General features: G+C 72.8%; 15 protein-coding genes and 1 pseudogene. 7 read left to right on the top strand and 9 right to left on the bottom strand.

Translation table 11 applies throughout. The annotated features are described in order from the left end of the window. Window position 1: 1 nt before the first annotated feature. The 9 genes from IF67_RS0117090 to IF67_RS0117050 form a co-directional block, all read right to left on the bottom strand. Window positions 2-1,249, bottom strand: a complete 1,248-nt coding sequence (locus IF67_RS0117090) for a type III PLP-dependent enzyme (RefSeq protein ID WP_030986528.1) — start codon at window positions 1,247-1,249, stop codon at window positions 2-4. Then, window positions 1,246-3,045, bottom strand: coding sequence for an IucA/IucC family protein (locus IF67_RS0117085; protein ID WP_037839482.1), 1,800 nt, complete (start codon window positions 3,043-3,045; stop codon window positions 1,246-1,248). Before IF67_RS0117085 ends, IF67_RS0117090 begins: the two co-directional genes overlap by 4 nt. After that, entirely contained in the window at window positions 3,033-4,331 is a 1,299-nt protein-coding gene (locus IF67_RS0117080; protein WP_030986524.1) for an MFS transporter, read from the bottom strand. Before IF67_RS0117080 ends, IF67_RS0117085 begins: the two co-directional genes overlap by 13 nt. Next, complete coding sequence (locus IF67_RS0117075; protein ID WP_030986522.1) at window positions 4,328-6,133, bottom strand: IucA/IucC family protein; 1,806 nt, start codon at window positions 6,131-6,133, stop codon at window positions 4,328-4,330. The genes IF67_RS0117080 and IF67_RS0117075 overlap by 4 nt, the downstream gene beginning before the upstream one ends. Continuing rightward, window positions 6,130-7,320, bottom strand: a complete 1,191-nt coding sequence (locus IF67_RS0117070; RefSeq protein WP_030986520.1) for an ATP-grasp domain-containing protein — start codon at window positions 7,318-7,320, stop codon at window positions 6,130-6,132. The genes IF67_RS0117075 and IF67_RS0117070 overlap by 4 nt, the downstream gene beginning before the upstream one ends. A gap of 92 nt (window positions 7,321-7,412) precedes the next feature. Then, window positions 7,413-8,426, bottom strand: a complete 1,014-nt coding sequence (locus tag IF67_RS0117065; RefSeq protein WP_030986518.1) for an ABC transporter substrate-binding protein — start codon at window positions 8,424-8,426, stop codon at window positions 7,413-7,415. Between the two features lie 53 nt (window positions 8,427-8,479). Further along, entirely contained in the window at window positions 8,480-9,292 is an 813-nt protein-coding gene (locus tag IF67_RS0117060; protein ID WP_030986516.1) for an ABC transporter ATP-binding protein, read from the bottom strand. Continuing rightward, on the bottom strand, window positions 9,289-10,359 hold the full coding sequence (locus tag IF67_RS0117055; RefSeq protein ID WP_030986514.1) for a FecCD family ABC transporter permease: 1,071 nt from the start codon (window positions 10,357-10,359) through the stop codon (window positions 9,289-9,291). Before IF67_RS0117055 ends, IF67_RS0117060 begins: the two co-directional genes overlap by 4 nt. After that, complete coding sequence (locus IF67_RS0117050) at window positions 10,356-11,366, bottom strand: FecCD family ABC transporter permease (RefSeq protein WP_030986513.1); 1,011 nt, start codon at window positions 11,364-11,366, stop codon at window positions 10,356-10,358. The genes IF67_RS0117055 and IF67_RS0117050 overlap by 4 nt, the downstream gene beginning before the upstream one ends. 337 nt (window positions 11,367-11,703) lie before the next feature. Between IF67_RS0117050 and IF67_RS0117045 the strand changes: the two genes are divergently transcribed. The 7 genes and pseudogenes from IF67_RS0117045 (at window position 11,704) to IF67_RS0117015 (ending at window position 18,603) form a co-directional block, all read left to right on the top strand. Further along, window positions 11,704-12,849 (top strand): FAD-dependent oxidoreductase, encoded by a 1,146-nt coding sequence (locus tag IF67_RS0117045; protein WP_030986511.1) that lies wholly within the window; start codon window positions 11,704-11,706, stop codon window positions 12,847-12,849. Between the two features lie 115 nt (window positions 12,850-12,964). After that, on the top strand, window positions 12,965-13,546 hold the full coding sequence (locus IF67_RS0117040; protein ID WP_030986510.1) for a TetR/AcrR family transcriptional regulator: 582 nt from the start codon (window positions 12,965-12,967) through the stop codon (window positions 13,544-13,546). A gap of 143 nt (window positions 13,547-13,689) precedes the next feature. After that, window positions 13,690-14,454 (top strand): VOC family protein, encoded by a 765-nt coding sequence (locus IF67_RS0117035; RefSeq protein ID WP_030986508.1) that lies wholly within the window; start codon window positions 13,690-13,692, stop codon window positions 14,452-14,454. A 175-nt stretch (window positions 14,455-14,629) separates the two neighbouring features. Beyond that, window positions 14,630-15,046 carry a hypothetical protein gene (locus tag IF67_RS0117030; RefSeq protein WP_030986507.1) on the top strand — a complete coding sequence of 139 codons (417 nt, stop codon included), beginning with the start codon at window positions 14,630-14,632 and terminating at the stop codon, window positions 15,044-15,046. A 120-nt stretch (window positions 15,047-15,166) separates the two neighbouring features. After that, window positions 15,167-15,684 (top strand): annotated as a pseudogene (locus tag IF67_RS40790) (SDR family NAD(P)-dependent oxidoreductase). Window positions 15,685-15,896: 212 nt separating this feature from the next. Beyond that, entirely contained in the window at window positions 15,897-17,120 is a 1,224-nt protein-coding gene (locus IF67_RS0117020; RefSeq protein ID WP_030986505.1) for an acyl-CoA dehydrogenase family protein, read from the top strand. A gap of 634 nt (window positions 17,121-17,754) precedes the next feature. Then, window positions 17,755-18,603, top strand: a complete 849-nt coding sequence (locus IF67_RS0117015; RefSeq protein WP_234341167.1) for an oxygenase MpaB family protein — start codon at window positions 17,755-17,757, stop codon at window positions 18,601-18,603. The last annotated feature ends 27 nt before the right edge of the window (window positions 18,604-18,630 follow it).

Raw genomic sequence — 18,630 nt, 5'->3', positions numbered from 1 at the left:
CTCAGGCCTCCTCTGCCGCGCCGGACTCCGTGGCGCCGAGGAAGTGGAAACCGGGGCGCGGATGCATCAGGAAGTCGTGGTGCGAGATGTTCCAGGCGTAGGCCCCGGCGACGCCGAACACCACCCGGTCACCGGCCCGCAGCCCCGGTGCCGGGACGTTGCGGGCGAGGACGTCCTTGGGGGTGCACAGCTGCCCGGTGACGGTGACCTGGCCGCCCTGCGCCGCCGACCGCGCCCAGGGGTGCGGCCAGGGCGCCTCGGACGGCAGCACCGTGCAGGGCTGGTCGTGGCCCTTGGTCGCGGGGGTGCGCAGATGGTGGGTGCCGCCGCGGACCACGGCGAACTCCTCGCCGTGGCTGTGCTTCACATCCAGCACCTCGGTGGCATACCAGCCGCAGTACGCGGTGAGCGCGCGTCCCGGCTCGATGCGCAGGGTGAAGCCGGGGTGGGCGGCGGCGAGCCGGGCCAGGCCCGCACCGTACGCCGTCCAGTCGAAGCGGCGATCCGGGGCGGCGTAGTCGACGGCCATCCCGCCGCCGATGGTCACCTCGGAGAGCGGGATCCGGTGCTCTGCGGCCAGCTCGGCGGCCCACGTCACGATGGCCTCCGACACGGCGAGCTGCTCGGGTGCCTCCAGTCCACTGGCCAAGTGGGCGTGGATACCGCGGAGTTCGAGCTGCGGGTAGCTGCCGTCGGTGAGCAGGGCGACGAACTCGCCGGCCTGCGCGGGGTCCAGGCCGAAGGGGGCCGGGCGGCCGCCCATGGCGAGCGAACTGCCGTCCAGGGAACCGTCGTCGACCGGCAGGTTGAAGCGGGCCAGCACCGCGATACGGCGTTGTGGGGCGAGCCGGGCGGCCAGGCTCGCGAGCATGTGGAGCTCGTACACGCTCTCCACATGGAAGCGCTGCACCCCCAGCTCCAGCGCCTGCGCGACCTCGGCAGGCGTCTTGCCCGGTCCGCCGAAGGCGAGCGGCGCGCCCGGCACGGCCTTGCCGACATGCGCCAGCTCGCCGCCCGAGGAGACCTCGTAGCCGTCCACGTACGGACGCAGCGCCTCCAGGATCTCCGGCTCGGGGTTGGCCTTGGCCGCGTAGTACAGCTCGACGCGCTCGGGCAGCGCGGCCCGCACCTCGGCCAGGTGCGCGCGCAGCGCCGTCAGATCGTAGAGGTAGGCGGGCAGTTCCTCGGGGGAGAGGGAGCGGGCGCGGTCGCGGACGTCCGCTGTGAGGGCGGGGGCGGGAGTGGTCATCGTGCGCTCCAGGGGGTGGTGTCGTCGGTGCGCCCGGCGCCCGACAGAACGGCCTCGGCCAGCGGCGAGGGCAGCAGGACATAGCCCGCCTCGCGGTCGGCCTTGCGCTCCCAGCGGGTGAGCAGGTTGGCCTTGGCGGGCAGCGGGACGCCGGCCAGCAGGGCGGCCAGCCGCGGCGGGCAGCCGTACCGGTCCGCGTGGGTCTGGAGGGTGCGCCGCACCTGCGCCCACAGCTCCGTCTCGGTGTCCGGGTGCAGATCGGCGAGTGCGGCGAGCATCTCGGCGACGTGGTTGACCAGCAGGCAGTACACGACGCGGTCCCAGCCGTGCTGGGCGTCGTAGGTCATCGGTCCGGCGACCTGCTCGGGCAGCGAGGCCAGCAGCTCGGTGTGGTGCTCGGGGACGAGCTTGGTGCCCTCCAGGTCGCGGAAGAGGACCTGTGCGGGCATCCCGTCGCCGTCGACACAGACCAGCACGTTTTGCAGGTGCGGCTCCAGCACCAGGCCGTGGTCGAAGTAGGCGGCGAGCACCGGCGGCAGCAGCAGATTGAGGTAGGCGGCCCACCACTCCAGCGCGGCCTGCGGACCGGCCCCGTCCAGCAGGCGGGAGACATGGGCCGGGCTGGTGGGGTACTCGTCGGCGACGGCGCCGGCCAGCAGCGGGGTGGTGCCCGGCAGCAGGTGCTGGGACAGGCCCTCGCGGACGATGACACCGAACCCTTCGAGCAGCTCGGTGTCCGGGCGGCCGTCGGCGCCGGGCAGCGCCAGGCTGCGGTAGGCGGGCTCCCGGAGGACCGCGGCGCCGGGGAACCGGGTGGCGAGATCGGTGAGTGCCGGCGCCAGCAGCCGGGTGAGGGCCACCGCCCCGGACAGCTCGTAACTGGCGTTCTTCCGGAGGCAGTTGGTGATCCGGACGTTCAGGCTGAACTTGAGGAACGCCTCGCCGTCGTAGAGCGTGCGCACGGACGCGGTGGCCGCGAACGGCGTGTCGCTGCTGCCCAGGACGCGGATGTCGTCGCGGTCCAGCGCCTCTTGCAGACCCGCGTGGTCGCGCAGCAGCTCGTACTGCCAGGGGTGTACGGGCAGCAGCCGGTAGCCGTCCGGCACGTCGGTGTGCAGCGCGTCCAGCGGGCCCGTGGCGCCGTCGGCGGACACCTCCTCGGCGATCAGCTCCTCGCGTACGGCGAGCAGCAGCAGCGGGAAGACGGCGCCGGTCTCGGGGGCGTACGACTGCCAGGAGGCGGGGTCGCCGGTGCGGGCCTTGGGGGTCGGGTGGAAGCGGTGGCCGAGGACCAGCGACTGCTCGGAGGCGACGTAGGCGGCCTGCCAGTCCTCCGCGCCGGACTGCGGGTCCTGGGCGGCCGTTCCCCCGTCGGCCGGGCACTGCTCCGTACGGGCGGCCAGCGCGGCGGAGACGGCCTGGTGGCTGGAGGCGATCTGCGCGAGGAACTCCTCGTTGCGCACCCCGGTCCGCAGCGAGAGCTCGGCATGCACGTACTCGGCCAGCCGGTGCCAGCCGACCTCGGCCCAGCCGTCGGCGGTCTGTTCGGACACCGGGCCGGTGAACCGGTGCGCGCCGAGCAGCGAGGTGCGGCGCAGCGCGACCCGCAACAGCACTCCGCGCCGCGGCAGCCGCAGCAGCAGCCGGCCGTGGTCGACGGCGGTCTGGTGCTCGGGCCCCGACACCTCCCGCAGCAGGCAGTTGAGCAGGGTGTGCGCCACGGCCTGGTCCGCGGTGGGCAGTCCGGCGGGGGTGGCGCAGGCAGGGGCGGCGGGTGAGTTGGTCAGCGAGGGCATCGAAGGCTCCTGCGGGTGCGGAGAGTACGGGGAAGGCGGGGGAGGGCGGTCGCCAGCCCGGTGACCAGCGCTATCGCGGTGCCGGTCAGGACGGGTGCGGTGGGGCCGAACCAGTCGTTTCCGGCCGCGGCGGCCACACCGGCGGCGACCGCGCCGGCCTTGGAGAAGAATTCGATCGAGCCGAACAGCCCGCCGGGGGCACGGCCCTTGGCGCAGTCGGCGGCCAATACCGACATACAGACCAGGCCCAGGGTGAGGCCGGCGCCGAGCACCAGGCGCACCGCGACGAACGAGGTGAGCGAGTCGGCGATGCCGTGCCCGGCCAGGCCGAGCGCGATACAGCCGAAGCCGAGCGCGATGCCGAGCCGGGGACGGCCGCGGAAGAGGGAGTGCACCGGGATCGCCGCGATCAGGTAGCACATGTGCGGCAGGGCGAACAGGATCCCGGACACCATCGGGCCGGTACCCGGTATGCGCTCCTTGATGAGGGCGATCAGGTACGGGAAGGAGATGACGGTGGAGAAGACGAACGCGAACTCGATGGCGTACAGGGCCCGCAGAGAAGCGGCCGGGGCGCGCCCGGAGGGCTCGGCGGTGGCCTCGACCACCGGCGTCCCGTCCGCCTCGGCTTCCGCGGTGGTGGCCTGCGGAGGTGCGGGCCGGGACCGCGGGGGCTCCGGGAGCGCCGCCAGCATTGCCGCGGCGGCCAGCGGCAGCACGGCCAGCAGCGCGTACTGGCGGTGCGGCGACAGCCACGGCGTCAGCGAGCCGACCACGATCGGCGCGCACACCAGCGCCGCGCGGGCACTGCCCTGCATCAGGGTCAGCGCCCGGGAGAGCGCATGGCCCTCCAGCGCCGCACCCAGATAGCCGTTCGACGCGGCGAAGGTGCCGCCCAGCACGCCCTGGATCACCAGGGCGGTGGCGAAGGTGCCGATCGAGTCGGCCCAGCCCGCCAGCAGAAACGCCGCGGCGAGCCCCAACTGTGCGCGCAGCAGCAGCCGTTTGCGGCCGAACCGGTCGGCGAGCCGCCCCCACAGCGGCGCCCCGATGGCGCCGAAGATGGTGGGCACGATGTAGAGCAGACCGGCCCAGCGGGCGGCGCCGTCGCCCAGCTCGGGCAGGATCTCGGTGAGGTACGGCGGCAGGCCCAGCGCGGCGAACGACGCCACGAAGTAGCAGCCGGCCACGGCGTACACCTGGCGGCGGCCGATGTCCGGGCGGACCTTGGTCTCGACGGCGGATGCGTCGACCCGTGGGGAGGTGGCGGTTTTCGTCGGGCTCATCGGGAAGTCCCCATCGGCAGCAGATAGTTGGGGCCGGTGGTGTAGTGCTTGTTGATGTCGGCAGCGCCGGACCGTTCCTTGGACAGCAGGGTGCCGGCGCTGACCATCGCCTTGACCGGCAGCCGCGGGGCGTCCAGGACGTGCGCGCGCAGCGCGGCGCCCGGCTCGCCCGGTGCGGTGCCCAGCCGTGCGACGGCCTCGGCGAGCCGGTCGCGGACCAGGCCCAGCAGCCGGTCCTGCGGCGCCCGCCCGTGCCGGGCCAGCCCGAAGGCGTAGGAGCCCGCGCACAGATGGACGGTGATGGTGGTGAACAGGTCCAGCACCGGCCGGTCGTGGTCCGCGAAGATCCGCGGATCGGCGAAGTCCTCGGGGTCCGGGGCGTCGTCGCCCAGGGTCTCCCGCAGCCGTACGGCGTTGATGCGCGGCGCGTCGTTGTCCTTGAACAGCAGCCGCAGCCGGGTGCCCTGCACCCCCTGGTCCAGTACCAGCGAGATGTTCTGCTGGTGCGACTCCAGGCCGAAGCCGTAGCCGAACAGGGTGGTCTGCCAGTCGAAGAGCAGGGTCAGACAGGCGTCCAGCAGCGCCAGCGGGTCACCGTCGTAGAAACGGTCGGCGAGCTCGTCGATCACCAGCCGTCCGCCCGGCGCCCGGCCCAGCAGAGCGGCCATCGGGACCACGGCACTGCCTTCCAGCCCGGCCGGGTAGCGCCGGCACAGCACGGCGAGCAGCTCGTGGCCGGCGTGCGCGTACACCGTCTCGTCGGCCTGAAGAATCGTTTGTGCGAACCGCGGCTCGCGGGCGATCACCTGCTCCAGCAGCCGCTGGCCCGCCGCACCGTCGACGAGGGTGCGCGGCTTGATGGTGCGCCGGTTGCGCAGCCCCAGCGTGGCGGTGGCCAGCGGCAGCTTCAGATGCAGCCGGGGGTCGGCGTCCACCGCCACGGTCCGCATCGACAGCGTCGGCACCGCGCCGAGCAGCGCGCGCCCGGACAGCACCGCCTCCTGCTCCAGGCCGGTCTCGCGCAGCGCCTCGTGCAGGGCGTCGCCGAGCGTCAGCGGGTGGACGGGGAGGGCGAGATGGCTGTCGGCGAGGTGCGGCAGATCCAGCTCCGCCGGCGTCGGCCAGCAGCCGGGCAGCGCCGCGGTACCGCCCGCGACGGTCATCGCGGAGCGCGGTACGGCCAGCCAGCGCAGCGCGAAGTCCGGACGGAACTCCGGTGCGTAGGCGCGCAGCTGCGCCTCGTCCAGGCCGGAGCGGCCCCGCGAGGCCGGGTAGACGGGGTGGTCGAGGCGCGCGGCGAGGGTGTCGTACGCCAGGCCGCCGTCCAGACCCAGCCAGGCATCGGACTCGCCGTGACGCTCCGTCAGCGTACGGTCCACCTCGTCCCGGGTGCGGGTGTGCAGCCGCATCGTCGTCAGGGTCTGGCGGCACTCCTCGGCGAAGGCGTCGAAGCCGGGGCGGTCGGCCGGGTCGGCGAGCGTGCGCAGGGCGGTGAGAACCTCGTCGACCGAGGTGAGGCGGGCACCGTCGGATTCGCGGACGAGCAGCGGCAGCCGGGCCGCGTGCACGCTCTGGTAGCCGTCCGCGCCCAGCGGCAGCAGCAGGGCACCGGCCGCCGGGTCGGCGGCCAGCCGCAGCCAGGGGCCGTCCGGCCGCTCCAGCAGCGTGCCGCGGGTGCGCAGACCGACGACGTCCTCGCGCAGCAGCGCGCTCAGCACCCGCAGCAGCAGCTCGGACTCCTCGGCGGCGCCGGCCGTCTCCTGCCCGGTCGTGTCGGTGAGGATGCCGGGGGAGACCGTCATGACGAGATCTCCCAGCGCTCGGTGGCGAAGAAGCCGTCCGCGGCCCGGTCCAGGGAGCTCCGGTCGGTGCCGGTGGCCCGCAGCACGCCGAGGTAGTCGCGGTTGGTGCGGTACAGCGGGTGTTCGGCCCCGACCGCGCGCAGCGGCCGGTAGGCCAGCCGTACGCCGTCCGTCTCGCGGTCCGTGGCGGCGGGCGCGGCGGTGAGCGTCCCGGCCCGGTCGGCGAGGGCGTACTCCACCCGGCCCACGCCGTCCTGCCGCGCACCGAGATCGGCGGGCAGCGGCTCGCCGAGATGGGTCCGCAGGACGTGCTCGAACAGCTCGATGCCCAGGACCCGGGCGAGCAGCAGATCGCACTGGTCGCCGATGACGCGGTAGTTCACCTCGATGAGCCGCGCCCGGCCCTCGTGCACCACGAACTCCGTGTGGCAGGCGCCGAACCCCACTCCCAGCGCGTCGAGTTGGGCCAGCACCTGTTCGGCCACGGGCTCCGGGTGGGCGGCGACGAAGTCGTGCCGCTCCTCGATGAAGGCCGGCGGCGCGGAGAGAGTGGTGTGGAAACCGCCCAGGACATGGCACAGCCGTCCGTCGCCGAGGGTCTCCAGGGTGTACAGCTCGCCGGCCAGGAACTCCTCGGCGACCAGTGCCGCCTGCGGCCGCCGCGCCTGTATCTCCTCGGCACGCGCCACCAGTTCCTCGGGACCGTCGGCCAGCATCACGTCCTCGCTGGCCACGCCCTCGCGGGGTTTGACGACACAGGGGTAGGGCAGCCCCGCGGCGGTGAGCGCGGACGGGTCCTGACCGGGGCCGAGCTCCACGGACCGTACGGTGTCGGCGCCGGACGCGGCGAGGTGGCGGCGCATCTCCGCCTTGTTCTTGGCGCGCAGCGCGGCCCGCCAGTCCTTGCCGGGCAGTCCGAAGTACTCCGCGGCCAGGGCCGTCTGGGTCTGGAGATGGTCGCTGTTGGAGAAGACCGCGGCGGCCGGGTGGTGCGTGGCCATGCGGGTGATGACGGCGCGGAAATCATGGACGTCGCACTCCAGGACCTCGGTCCGGGGACTGTTGCGCCGGTGCGCCTCGGGCTGGTCCGTCAGCAGCGTGACATCGAGACCGAGGCGGGCCGCGGCGGGGAGGAATCCCTGGGTGACCGAGTCGGTGGGGTTGAGCGCGAGCAGATACAGCCGCATGGGCGGGGTCCTTCAGGATCAAGGGTGGTGCGGGGGGACGTCGCGGGCGGGGGCGGGCCGTGGGGACGGCGGCCCACCCCTCTGCGGGTGCGTCAGCCCTTGGGCAGCGGCACGCCGGTGGCCTTCGCCACGTCGGCGAGCATGTGCTCGGCGGCCTGGATACCGATGCCGGACATCCAGGTCTCGTCGGGCATGGTGAAGACCTTGTGCTTCTTGACGGCCGGCAGGTCCTTCCAGACCGGGTTGGACGTGACGTCCTTCTGCTGGGTCTTGTCCGGCTCGTCCGCGACGGTCACGAACACCAGGTCGGCGTCGGCCTTGTCGATCTGCTCCGGGCTGACGTCGAGCATCGTCTTGACCGGGTCGGTGGAGCTCTGCGACTTCGGCCGGGCCAGGCCGATGTCGTTCAGCACCACGCCGCTGTAGGAGGACTTCTGGTAGAGGCGGGTCGGACCGGCGACGAAGCGGACCACGGACGCCGACGGCATCGTGCCGTGGTACTTCTTCTTGATGGCCTCGCCGAGCTCCTTGGCCCGGCCCTCGTACTCCTTCATCCTCCGGTCGGCCTGCTTCTCCATGCCCAGCGCCTTGGCGTGGACCTTCAGATTGGCCTTCCAGGGGCCGCCGGTGGTCTCGGTGAAGACCGTCGGCGCGATCGCCTTGAGCTTGTCGTAGATCTTCTCGTGGCGGACCTTGGAGGACAGGATCAGATCGGGCTGGAGGGCGATGATCTTCTCGAGGTTCGGCTCCAGCAGCGGACCGACGTCCTTGACGCCCCCGATCTCGCCCTTGAGGTAGGCGGGGAAGCCGCCCTCGGACTTCATGTGCGGGGAGACCGCGCCGACGGGCTTGATGCCGAGCATGGTGACGTCGTCGAGCTCACCGGTGTCCAGGACGACCACGCGCTTGGGCTTGGCGGGGATCTTCACCTCGCCGCCCACGGCGCTCTTGACGGTGCGCGGGAAGCCGGCACCGGCCTTCGCCGCGTCGTCGCCGCCCGAGGAGGTGCCGCCACCGCACGCGGTGAGGGCGCCGGCGCCCAGGACGACGGCGAGGAGCGCGGCGGGCAGCCGGACGGCGCCGCGGAGAGTCGGTCTGCTGAACATGAGGGCAACTTCCTTAGGGGAGCGGAAAAGAGGTGCGTGGGGGGACGGTCGGGTCAGGCGGAGACGGTGGTGTGCCGTTTCGCGCTGCCCTTGGGGACGACCAGCGGGGTGCCGGTCTCGGGGTCGGGGATCACCCGGCAGTCCACGTCGAAGACGGACTTGACCAGTTCCGCGTCGAGTACGTCCGCCGGGGCGCCGGCCGCGGCCAGCTTCCCGTCCTTGAGGACCACGAGGTGATCCGCGTAACGGGCTGCCTGCCCGAGGTCGTGCAGCACCATCACCACGGTGCGGCCCGCCTCGGAGTGCAGCGCGGCGACCAGGTCGAGGACATCGAGCTGGTGCCGCAGGTCCAGGAACGTCGTGGGCTCGTCGAGCAGCAGCAGCTCGGTGTCCTGTGCCAGCGCGAGGGCGATCCAGGCGCGCTGCCGCTGGCCGCCGGAGAGCCGGTCCACGGGCTGGTCGCGCAGCTCCACGGTGCCGGTGCGCCGCAGCGCCTCCTCCACCGCCTGCTGATCCGTCGCCGACCAGGGGCTCAGCAGCCGCTGGTGCGGGTAGCGGCCCAGCCGTACCAGCGCCTCGACGGTGATCGCGTCGGGGGTGACCGGCTGCTGGGGGAGCAGCCCCATCCGCAGGGCCAGCGCACGGGCCGGCATCCGGTGGATATCGGCCCCGTCCAGCGCGACGGTGCCGGCGGCGGGCGGCAGCAGCCGGGTCAGCCCGCGCAGCAGGGTCGACTTGCCACAGGCGTTGGGGCCGACCACGGCGGTGACGGCGCCGCCGGGCAGCACCAGATCGAGGCCGCCGACGATCAGCCGGTCGCCGTAGCGCAGGTCGAGCCCCTGGGTGGAGAGCTGGTTGGCGGTCATCGGACACTCCTGTTGACGGAACTGCTCTGACGGATCATCAGCACCAGCAGCCAGGGCGCGCCCAGAGTGGCGGTGACCACCCCGACCGGCAGCCCGCCGACCGGCAGCAGGTACTGCGCCACCAGGTCGGAGGCGAGCAGCAGCACGGCACCGGCGAGGCCGGACAGTGCCAGCGTCCCGGCGGTCGGCGGCCCGGCGAGGAACCGGACCATGTGCGGGACGGCCAGGGCGACGAAGGCGACCGGGCCGGTGAGCGCGGCGGCCAGCGAGGCCAGCACGATGGCGACGACCAGGATCTGGAGGCGGGCGGCGTGGGTGCGCAGACCCAGTGCGCCGGCCGAGTCGTCGCCCAGGTCGAGGACGGCGAGCCGGCGGTGCAGCGCGAAGGCGGCCAGCAGTCCCGCGGCCATCGCCCCGCCCGCGGACCACACTTCGGTCCAGGTCCGCCCGTACACCGAGCCGGTCGTCCATTGCAGGGCCGAGCCCGCGAGTTCGGTGGGGAAGCGGACGACCATGAAGCTCACCGCGGCGGAGAGCCCCGCCTGTACGGCGAGACCGACCAGCACCAGGCGCGTCACACTGACACCGGAGCGCCAGCCGAACACCCCCAGCAGCGCCGCGGCGAGCAGTCCGCCGCCCAGCGCGGCCAGCGGCATCAGCGCCTGCGAGGCCCCGGCGGCCAGCATCGCCACCGCGCCGAACGAGGCACCGCCGGTCACCCCCATCACATCGGGGGAGGCGAGCGGATTGCGGAAGAGCCGCTGGAGCAGGGCGCCGCCCACCGCGAGGCCCGCCCCCGCGACGATCGCCGCGACCATCCGCGGGGCCCGGAACTCCTGGACCACCAGCACGGTGGCGGAATCGCCGAGGCCGAGCAGGCCCTTGACCGCGTCGAGGGGCGCCAGCGGTATCTCGCCGTTGGCCACGGACACCGTCACCAGTACGCCGAGCACCACGGCGCCGGCGAGGGCCAGCAGCGGGGTACGGCGCAGCGCGGGCCCGCGTCCGGCCGCCGCGGGCCGGGAGGGGGAGCCGAGCGGCTTCTTGCTCCGTACGACGTCGGTCATCGGGCCACCTTCCGGGCCAGCAGCGCCAGCAGCGGCGCGCCGAGGAACGCGCTGATGATGCCGACCTGGAGTTCGGACGGCCGGATGACGAGCCGTCCGAGGATGTCGGCGGTGAGCAGCAGCAGGGGGCCGGCGATCAGACAGCCGGGCACCACCACCCGGTGGTCGGAGGTGCGCAGCAGCTGGCGGACCAGGTGCGGTGCGGCCAGTCCGATGAAGGCCAGCGGTCCGGCCACGGCCACCGCCGACGCGGCGAGCAGCACGACGGCCAGGCCGCCGGTCAGACGGATCCGTGCCACCCGCACGCCCAGCGCCTGCGCGGAATCGTCGCCCAGCGCCAGCGCGTTGAGGGCGGGGGCGAGGGCCAGCGCGAGAACCAGACCGATGGCCAGGGTCGGCAGCACCGGGTAGAGCACCGACAGCGGGCGCTCGGCCAGCGAACCGGCCATCCAGAACCGGGCCTCGTCCAGCGACCGCTTGCTGGCCAGCATGACGGTCGATGTCCAGGACAGCAGGACGAGTTGGAGGACGGTACCGCCCAGCGCGAGCCGTGCCGGGTCGAGGTCACCGGCGCGCCGGGCCAGCGCCTGGGCGAACAGTGCGGCGGCCGCGGCGCCCGCGAACGCGAACCAGATGTACTGAACGGGCCGGGTCAGATGCAGTGCATAGATCGCGGTGACCACCGCGAAGCCTGCGCCCGCGTTGATGCCGAGCGTCGTCGGGGAGGCGAGCGGGTTGCGGGTGACGCCCTGGACGACGGCCCCTGCGACACCGAGGGCGGCGCCGACCGCGAGGGCCACCACCGTGCGCGGCAGCCGAAGTCCCGTCACCACGAGGGCATCCCGCCCGTGGGCGGTGCCGGTCAGCGCGTCCCACACGGTGGACAGCGGTACGGACCGGGCGCCGAGGACGAGGCTCAGGGCGGCACAGACGGCCAGCGCACCGAGCCCGGCCACGAACAGCGGAACGCGCCGCAGGACCTTCGCGGCGGGACGCGCATCGGGCACGGGGGGTGCGGTGGCAGGTGGTTTGATCGTCGACACGCGTCGTTACATTAGGTTAGGCATGCCTAAACTTGCAAACGTGCCGACGTTAAATAATCAACTGTCCCTTTTGCCGGACAAATCTTCGCCGGTGGGCCTCTGTGGGGCCCTGGCCAGGGGCGATCTACCCACTCGGGCACCCGCTCATGCGCCCGCTCGCCCTGCCGAACGACCGTCGGCACCCCTCGCTGGCCCCTCGGCGTGGGGTGAGTCGCTCAGAAAGTGTATCGATTGCGCTTTTTTAATCGTTGTGCTTTTCTGAGGGGGATGTCCTGCCATCCCGCACCGTTTGAGGAGCGTCATGACCTCCGCCACTCCCCGTATCGCGATCGTCGGCGCCGGCCCCGGTGGGCTGACCTGCGCCCGCGTCCTCCAGCGCAACGGCGTACCCGTCACTGTCTTCGACCATGAAGCGTCCGCCGACGCCCGCTCACAAGGCGGCACGCTGGACCTGCATATGACGACCGGTCAGGCGGCCCTGCGGGCAGCGGGCCTGCACGAGGAGTTCACCGCTCTCGCCCGCCCCGAAGGCCAGGAGGTGCGGCTGCTCGACCACACCGCGACCGTGCTCTTCCAGCACACCCCCGCCCCCGGCGACAGCGACCGCCCCGAGATCGACCGGGGCGAGCTGCGCCGGCTCCTGCTGGACTCCCTCGCCCCCGAAACCGTGCGCTGGGGCAGCCATCTGCGCACGCTGCACCCGCTCGGCGACGGCCGCCACAAGGCCGAGTTCGACGACGGCCACACCGAAGCCTTCGATCTGGTCATCGGCGCCGACGGCGCCTGGTCCAGGGTGCGGCCGCTGCTCTCCGACGCCACCCCCCACTACACCGGGGTCACCTTCGTCGAGGCCGGATTCGACGACGCCGACCACCGCCACCCGGATATCGCCCGTCTGGTCGGCGACGGCAGCATGTGGGCGGCGTCCGCCAACAAGGCGCTGATCGCCCAGCGCAACAGCCGCGGCCACATCCGCGTCTATATCGCCTTCCGCGGCTCCCAGGACTGGGCGCTGGAGGCAGGGGTGAAGGTGGCGGACACCGAAGCCGTCCGCGCCGTGCTGCTCGACGCGTTCGCGGGGTGGGACGACCGGCTGCTGGCGCTGCTGCGGGACAACGACGGCGGGTTCGCCAACCGGCCGCTGTTCGCCCTGCCCGTGCCGCACACCTGGACCCACACCCCGGGCCTGACCCTGCTCGGCGACGCCGCACATCTGATGTCACCGTTCTCCGGCATGGGCGCCAACCTCGCCATGCTCGACGGCGGTGAACTCGCCCGGGCCCTCGCCGGACAGAGCGACCAGGACGCGGCGGTACGCGCCTACGAGGCGGTCATGCTGCCCCGCGCCGCCGAGGCCGCCGAGTTCGCCGCCCGCGGCCTGGCCAACGCCATCGCCCCCGACGCCCCGCACGGCTCGCTGCGCCATCTGCGCGCCCGCTTCCAGTGACCTGCGGCCGTATCGGGACCCGTGCCGCCGCACCGGCATCCGGCCGCCCCGTGCACCCCACCGTTGCACCGGCTCCCCTTTTGAGCCGCCCGACCACGAGAGATGATCTGCTGTCATGACCCAGCCGACGCCCGGCCGCCGCGAACGCAAGAAGGCCCAGACCCGCAAGGCACTGGCCGATGCGGCCCTGCGGCTCTTCCTGGAGCACGGCTACGACCGGGTGAGCGTCAAGGACGTGGCCGAGGCCGCGGATGTCTCGGTGACCACCTTGTTCAAGCACTTCTCCGGCAAGGAAGCCCTGGTGTTCGACCGGGACACCGAGCAGAGCGCGGCCCTCGTCGCGGCCGTCCGCGACCGTGCACCGGGGAGCACGGTCCTGGACGCGCTGCACGCCTACCTCCACGGCCTGCTGGTCACGGTCCGCGAGGCGCCGGAGTTCCGGGCTTTCCGGGAACTGGTCGACGGCACCCCGGTGCTCAGCGACTACGCCCACCGGATGTGGCTGCGGCACGAAACGGCGCTGGCCGGTGCGATCGCCGAGGCGGCCGGCGCCGATGAGGGCGGGGCCTCGGCGCGTGCGCTGGCCCACTATGTACTGGCCGCTCCCCGGCTGGCCGCCGGCTGTGACGACCCCGGCTCCGCACTGGACGAGATCTTCGCGCGGCTGAAGAACGGCTGGGCCGACCTGGCCGGCTGAGCCGGTCCTCCGCGCCCGCGCTCCGGTTGCGGCCCCGTCGCGCCCGTCGCACGATCGGCAGCGTACGGATACCGACCGGCAGTGCGCGGACGCGAGCGCGGCACCGCCCGGCCACGGCTCGGCGCGGAGGAGCGGAACACACCGTGAAGATCACTGAGCCCACGCCCGGCGCGCCCTGCTGGGTGGAGCTGGGCACTTCGGACGTGGACGCCGCCAAGGTGTACTACCGCCAGGTTTTCGGCTGGCGTGCCGAGACCGACCCGCGGGAAGAGGCGGGCGGCTACACCACCATGTACCTGGGGGGCGCCCCGGTCGCCGCGCTGACCCCGCTCTACGCCCCCGGGCAGCCGACCGCCTGGACCGTGTCGTTCGCGACGCGGGACGTCGACGCGCTGACCACGGCGGTCACCGAGGCGGGCGGGCGGCGGCTGAGGGGCCCGATGGACGTGTTCGACCTGGGCCGCTTCGCCGTCCTGGCCGACCCGGAAGGCGCGGTCTTCTCGCTGTGGCAGGCCCGGTCCTTCGCCGGTGCCGCGGTGCTCAGCGCGCCGGGTTCGCTCGGCTGGGCCGAGCTCGCCACCCGGGACGCCGAGGCCGCCAAGGCCTTCTACACGGGAGTCTTCGGCTGGACCGTGGGCACGCACAAGGACTATCCGCAATGGGGTATCGACGGCGCCGACTTCGGCGGTCTGAGCGCGCTGGACGAGTTCTATCCGGACGACATCAGGGCGCACTGGCTGCCGTACTTCGCGGTCGCCGACGTCGACGAGACGGCCGCCCGCGCCGCCGAGTCGGGGGGCATGCTGCTGGTGCCCCCGACGGATGTGCCCCACGGACCGAGGGTCGCGGTGATCCGGGATCCGCAAGGGGGCTCCTTCGGGATCCACGGCGCCGGTACCGAGGGCTGACCCCGCCCGCTCCGGGGTGCCCGCGGGGCGGTGACTGCCCGTGCGGCGGGCGGACTTGTGCCGTCACACGATCGGCGGCCTGTTCGTCGTTTCACCACATTCGCAGGGTGGTTTGAGCGTAATGTCCACTTGACACCAATGGGTGGCATTGCGCGTCAAGAACAGGAGACCCCCTATGTCCACGACCGAAAACCTCGTGGCCCGAGGCAAACAGCTCGCAGCCGGCGCGGGCGCACTGGCCACAGCCGTCGCCCTCGGTGCGACGCTGCTCGCCGTCCCGGCCCAGGCGGCGCCCGGACCCACCAAGCCCTTCGGAGTGGTCACTGCCAAAACGGGACTGAGCCAGCGTCAGTACCCCAGCACGGACTCCTCCGTGCGGGGCCACCTCCACCACCGCGCGCAGGTCGGCCTGGTGTGCAAGGTCCGCACCCAGAGCGTGGGCGGCAACACCGTCTGGTACCTGACCCGCCAGGAGCGGGCCTCCTGGGTTTCGGCGAAGTACGTGACCAACAGCGGCTACGTCAAGTACTGCAAGGACGTCCAGCGCAGCCGGCACGAGCCGAACCACGCGGCGAAGCACGCCGTGGGCTGATGGAGCCCGGAGGAGGCCCGGTCCGGCGCTGCGGAGGTGCCGGACCGGGCCTTCGTGTGCGCGGCGGGCAGGGCCCGCGCGCGGAGTCCGGGGGCGGGTGACCGAGAACGGAGAAGAACCGTGCAGATCGATCTCACCGGCCGGACCGCGGTGGTGACCGGCTCGACCCAGGGCATCGGAGCGGCCATCGCGCTGGGGCCGGCCCGCGCCGGCGCCCGGGTCGCGGTGAACGGCCGCAGCGTCGGCTCCGTGGAGGCGGCGCTGGAGCGGATACGTACGCAGGCACCGGACGCGGCCTTTCTCGCGGCGCCCGGCGACATCGGTACCGACAGCGGCCTCGACCAGGTCGCCGAGGCCGTACCGCAGGCGGACATCCTCATCAACAACCTCGGTATCTTCGGCTCCCGGCCCGCCCTGGAGATCGATGATGCCGAGTGGCGGCGGTATTTCGAGATCAATGTGCTCACGGCCGTCCGGATGATCCGCCGCTATCTGCCCGGGATGACCGAACGGGGCTGGGGCCGCATCCAGAACAGATCGCCGCCATGGTGGTTTTTCTCAGCTCCCCGTACGCCTCGGCGACGACCGGGGCGGCCGTCCGCGTCGACGGCGGGTACATCGACTCGATCGTTCCCTGACGGGGCGGTGGCCGGGAGCCCCCCGCCGTCCCTCGCTCGCCATCCCCCTCGCCCCCGTCCCGGCAGGCACCGGCCCGGACGGATGCACCTCCCGCACCCTTCCGTATTACTGGAACAAGTTCTACTGTGCCCCTCGATCCGGCAGCCGACGGGCCGTCAGCATCCCGCGCCCCCTCGCACCGGACGACCGGACCGGACGAACTGGAGGGGCCGTGCACCTCGAATACACCCCCGAACAGCAGCAGTTGCGCGCCGAGCTGCGCACCTACTTCGCCGACCTGGTGCCGGACCGCGCTGCCACGGGCCCACGCAACTCCCCGGGCGCGGACGGCGACCCCGTCGCGGGCCCCGCGGCGCAGAAGCGCTTCTACCGCGAGACCGTCCGCCGGCTGGGCACGGACGGCTGGCTCGGCGTCGGCTGGCCCAAGGAGTTCGGCGGGCGCGGTATGTCCCCGACGGAACAGTTCATCTTCTTCGACGAGGCGGCCCAGGCGGGGGTGCCGCTGCCGCTGATGGCGCTGAACACCGTCGGCCCGACGATCATGCAGTTCGGCACCGACGAGCAGAAGGCCTACTTCCTGCCCCGGATCCTCTCCGGCGAGATCGACTTCGCCATCGGCTACAGCGAACCGGACGCCGGCACCGACCTGGCCGCCCTCAAGACCCGCGCCGTACGGGTGGGGGACGAGGAGAGCGGCCACTATGTCGTCAACGGGCAGAAGATCTGGACGACCAACGGCGACACCGCTGACTGGGTATGGCTCGCGGTGCGCACCGACCCGGAAGCGCCGCCCCACAAGGGCATCACCATGCTCCTCGTCCCCACCAGCGACCCCGGCTACTCCTGCACTCTGATCAACACCCTCGCCTCGCACGACACCACCGCCAGCTACTACGAGAACATCACCGTCCCGGCCTCCCGCCGCGTCGGCCAGGAGAACAAGGGCTGGCGGATCATCACCAACCAGCTCAACCACGAGCGGGTCACCCTCGCGGCCCACGGCACCATGGCCATCCGCGCACTGCACAACGTCCAGCGCTGGGCCGCCGACACCACACTCGCCGACGGCCGCCGGGTCATCGACCTGGGCTGGGTACGCGGACGGCTGGCCCGCACCCACACCCGGCTGGACGCCATGAAACTGCTGAACTGGCAGATGGTCGACGCGCTCCAGCAGGGCACCCTCACCCCGCAGGACGCCTCCGCCGTCAAGGTCTACGGCTCCGAGGCCCGCCGGGACGCCTATGCCTGGCTGATGGAGGTCGTCGGCTCCGCGGGCCCCCTCAAGGAGGGCTCGGCCGGCGCGGTCCTGCACGGCGAACTGGAACGCGGCTACCGCTCCGCCGTCATCTTCACCTTCGGCGGCGGCAACAACGAGATCCAGCGCGAAATCATCTCGTGGATCGGCCTGGGGATGCCCCGCGTGCGGCGCTGAGCCGGAATCGGCCGTGCGCCCTCACCCAGGACGTCGGGGCGTTGCCGGAACCCGGCTGACTTGTAGGTGGCGACGGCGCCGACATGGGAGCCAGGGGTACGGCAGTCCGGCCGCCATCGTGTGCCAGCGCTCGTCCGTGAACCTCGACCCGTCGAACGCTGCCCGCTGTACGGCGGCAAACACGTGTGCCTGCTCGGGCCCGACCACCTCGATCCGCACGCCCGGGTCCTGCACCGGCTCCGTGAAGTCGCGGATGCAGTTGCATCGGGACCCCGTCGTACTGCCACTCCCGCAGGACGCCCACAGCCTCGCTCAGCCCGTCGACTCCCGGCTTGCCGCACACGATCGCCATACCCCCGATGACACACCACCGCGCGGACAGTCCGCACCGGCTTCCGACCGGCGGGCGTGGCGCGGGTACGGGGGCCCGGGAGGGCAGCCGGTGACCGAAGAGACAGGGCCCCGCTCTCTTGTGGGCCCACCATGATGGATGCTGGTGACTACTGCCGTCGGAGATCTACCGTCGGACATCCACCGTCGGACGTCTTCCGTCAGGTGTCGTATCCGGCAGCGGGAGGTGGGATGCGTGGCAGGCGACCCGGGGGTCTTCGGGCCCCGGTCCGTGACCTGGCAGATGCACAGTGATCCGATGATGTGGATCGCGGGTGTCCGCGCGCTGTACCTCCAGGCGCTGCATCCTCGTGCGGTGCGCGGTGTCTTCCAGAACTCGGACTTCAGGAGGGACGCCTGGGGCCGGCTGATGCGCACCGCCCATTTCGTCGGCACCCTCAGCTACGGCACCACCGACGCCGCCGAACAGGCCGGTGCCACGGTCCGGCGCATCCACCGCCGGCTGTCCGCCACCGATCCGGCCACCGGCGAGCGCTACGGGATCGACGAGCCGGACCTGCTGCTGTGGGTGCACTGCGCGGAGGTGGACTCCTACCTGCACGTACTGCGCCGCTCCGGCTATCCCGTCAGCGACGCCCAGGCCGACGCCTACGTCCACGAGCAGCGCGAAAGCGCCCGGCTCGTCGGCCTCGACCCGGCCGGGGTTCCGGGCAGCCGGGCCGCGCTCGCCGCCTACTTCGCCCAGGTACGGCCCGAGTTGGCGCTGACCCCTGAAGCCCGCGAGGTCGACGACTTTCTGCGCCGGCCGCCGACCCCGGCGCCGCTCGTCCCGGCCCGTGCCCTGCTCTGGCACCGGGTGGCCCGGCTCGCCTACGGCGCACTCCCGGCGTATGCCCACGAGCTCTACGGGCGCCCCGCGCCCCCGCCCGCCACGGTCACCCGCCGGCTCCGCGCCACCGGCCACCTCCTTCGCGCCATTCCCCCCACGGTCCGCTGGCAGCTCCCGCCCCGGCACATCCTGCGCGCCGTCGCACGACTCGGCCCCGGCGCCCGCCCAGCGCCCTACAAGCTCCGCCGTTCCGCCGCCATACTGGAAGGGCAGGAGGCCCCGCAGGGGGAGCTGCGCGGCTGACCACGGGGAACGGGGACGGGGGCGGCG

The organism is Streptomyces sp. NRRL S-1813, assembly GCF_000719605.1.
Lineage (GTDB): Bacteria > Actinomycetota > Actinomycetes > Streptomycetales > Streptomycetaceae > Streptomyces > Streptomyces decoyicus.
The sequence above is the reverse complement of the archived record's forward strand: the minus strand, read 5'-3'. Positions and strand labels throughout refer to the sequence as shown.

Bases quoted from the DNA above. Each gene is read 5' to 3' on its own strand.
- IF67_RS0117080 (WP_030986524.1), bottom strand. From the start codon at position 4,331: ATGAGCCCGACGAAAACCGCCACCTCCCCACGGGTCGACGCATCCGCC.
- IF67_RS0117070 (WP_030986520.1), bottom strand. From the start codon at position 7,320: ATGCGGCTGTATCTGCTCGCGCTCAACCCCACCGACTCGGTCACCCAG.
- IF67_RS0117030 (WP_030986507.1), top strand. From the start codon at position 14,630: ATGTCCACGACCGAAAACCTCGTGGCCCGAGGCAAACAGCTCGCAGCC.
- IF67_RS0117045 (WP_030986511.1), top strand. From the start codon at position 11,704: ATGACCTCCGCCACTCCCCGTATCGCGATCGTCGGCGCCGGCCCCGGT.
- IF67_RS0117075 (WP_030986522.1), bottom strand. From the start codon at position 6,133: ATGACGGTCTCCCCCGGCATCCTCACCGACACGACCGGGCAGGAGACG.
- IF67_RS0117055 (WP_030986514.1), bottom strand. From the start codon at position 10,359: ATGACCGACGTCGTACGGAGCAAGAAGCCGCTCGGCTCCCCCTCCCGG.
- IF67_RS0117065 (WP_030986518.1), bottom strand. From the start codon at position 8,426: ATGTTCAGCAGACCGACTCTCCGCGGCGCCGTCCGGCTGCCCGCCGCG.
- IF67_RS0117090 (WP_030986528.1), bottom strand. From the start codon at position 1,249: ATGACCACTCCCGCCCCCGCCCTCACAGCGGACGTCCGCGACCGCGCC.
- IF67_RS0117085 (WP_037839482.1), bottom strand. From the start codon at position 3,045: ATGCCCTCGCTGACCAACTCACCCGCCGCCCCTGCCTGCGCCACCCCC.
- IF67_RS0117040 (WP_030986510.1), top strand. From the start codon at position 12,965: ATGACCCAGCCGACGCCCGGCCGCCGCGAACGCAAGAAGGCCCAGACC.
- IF67_RS0117060 (WP_030986516.1), bottom strand. From the start codon at position 9,292: ATGACCGCCAACCAGCTCTCCACCCAGGGGCTCGACCTGCGCTACGGC.
- IF67_RS0117015 (WP_234341167.1), top strand. From the start codon at position 17,755: ATGCACAGTGATCCGATGATGTGGATCGCGGGTGTCCGCGCGCTGTAC.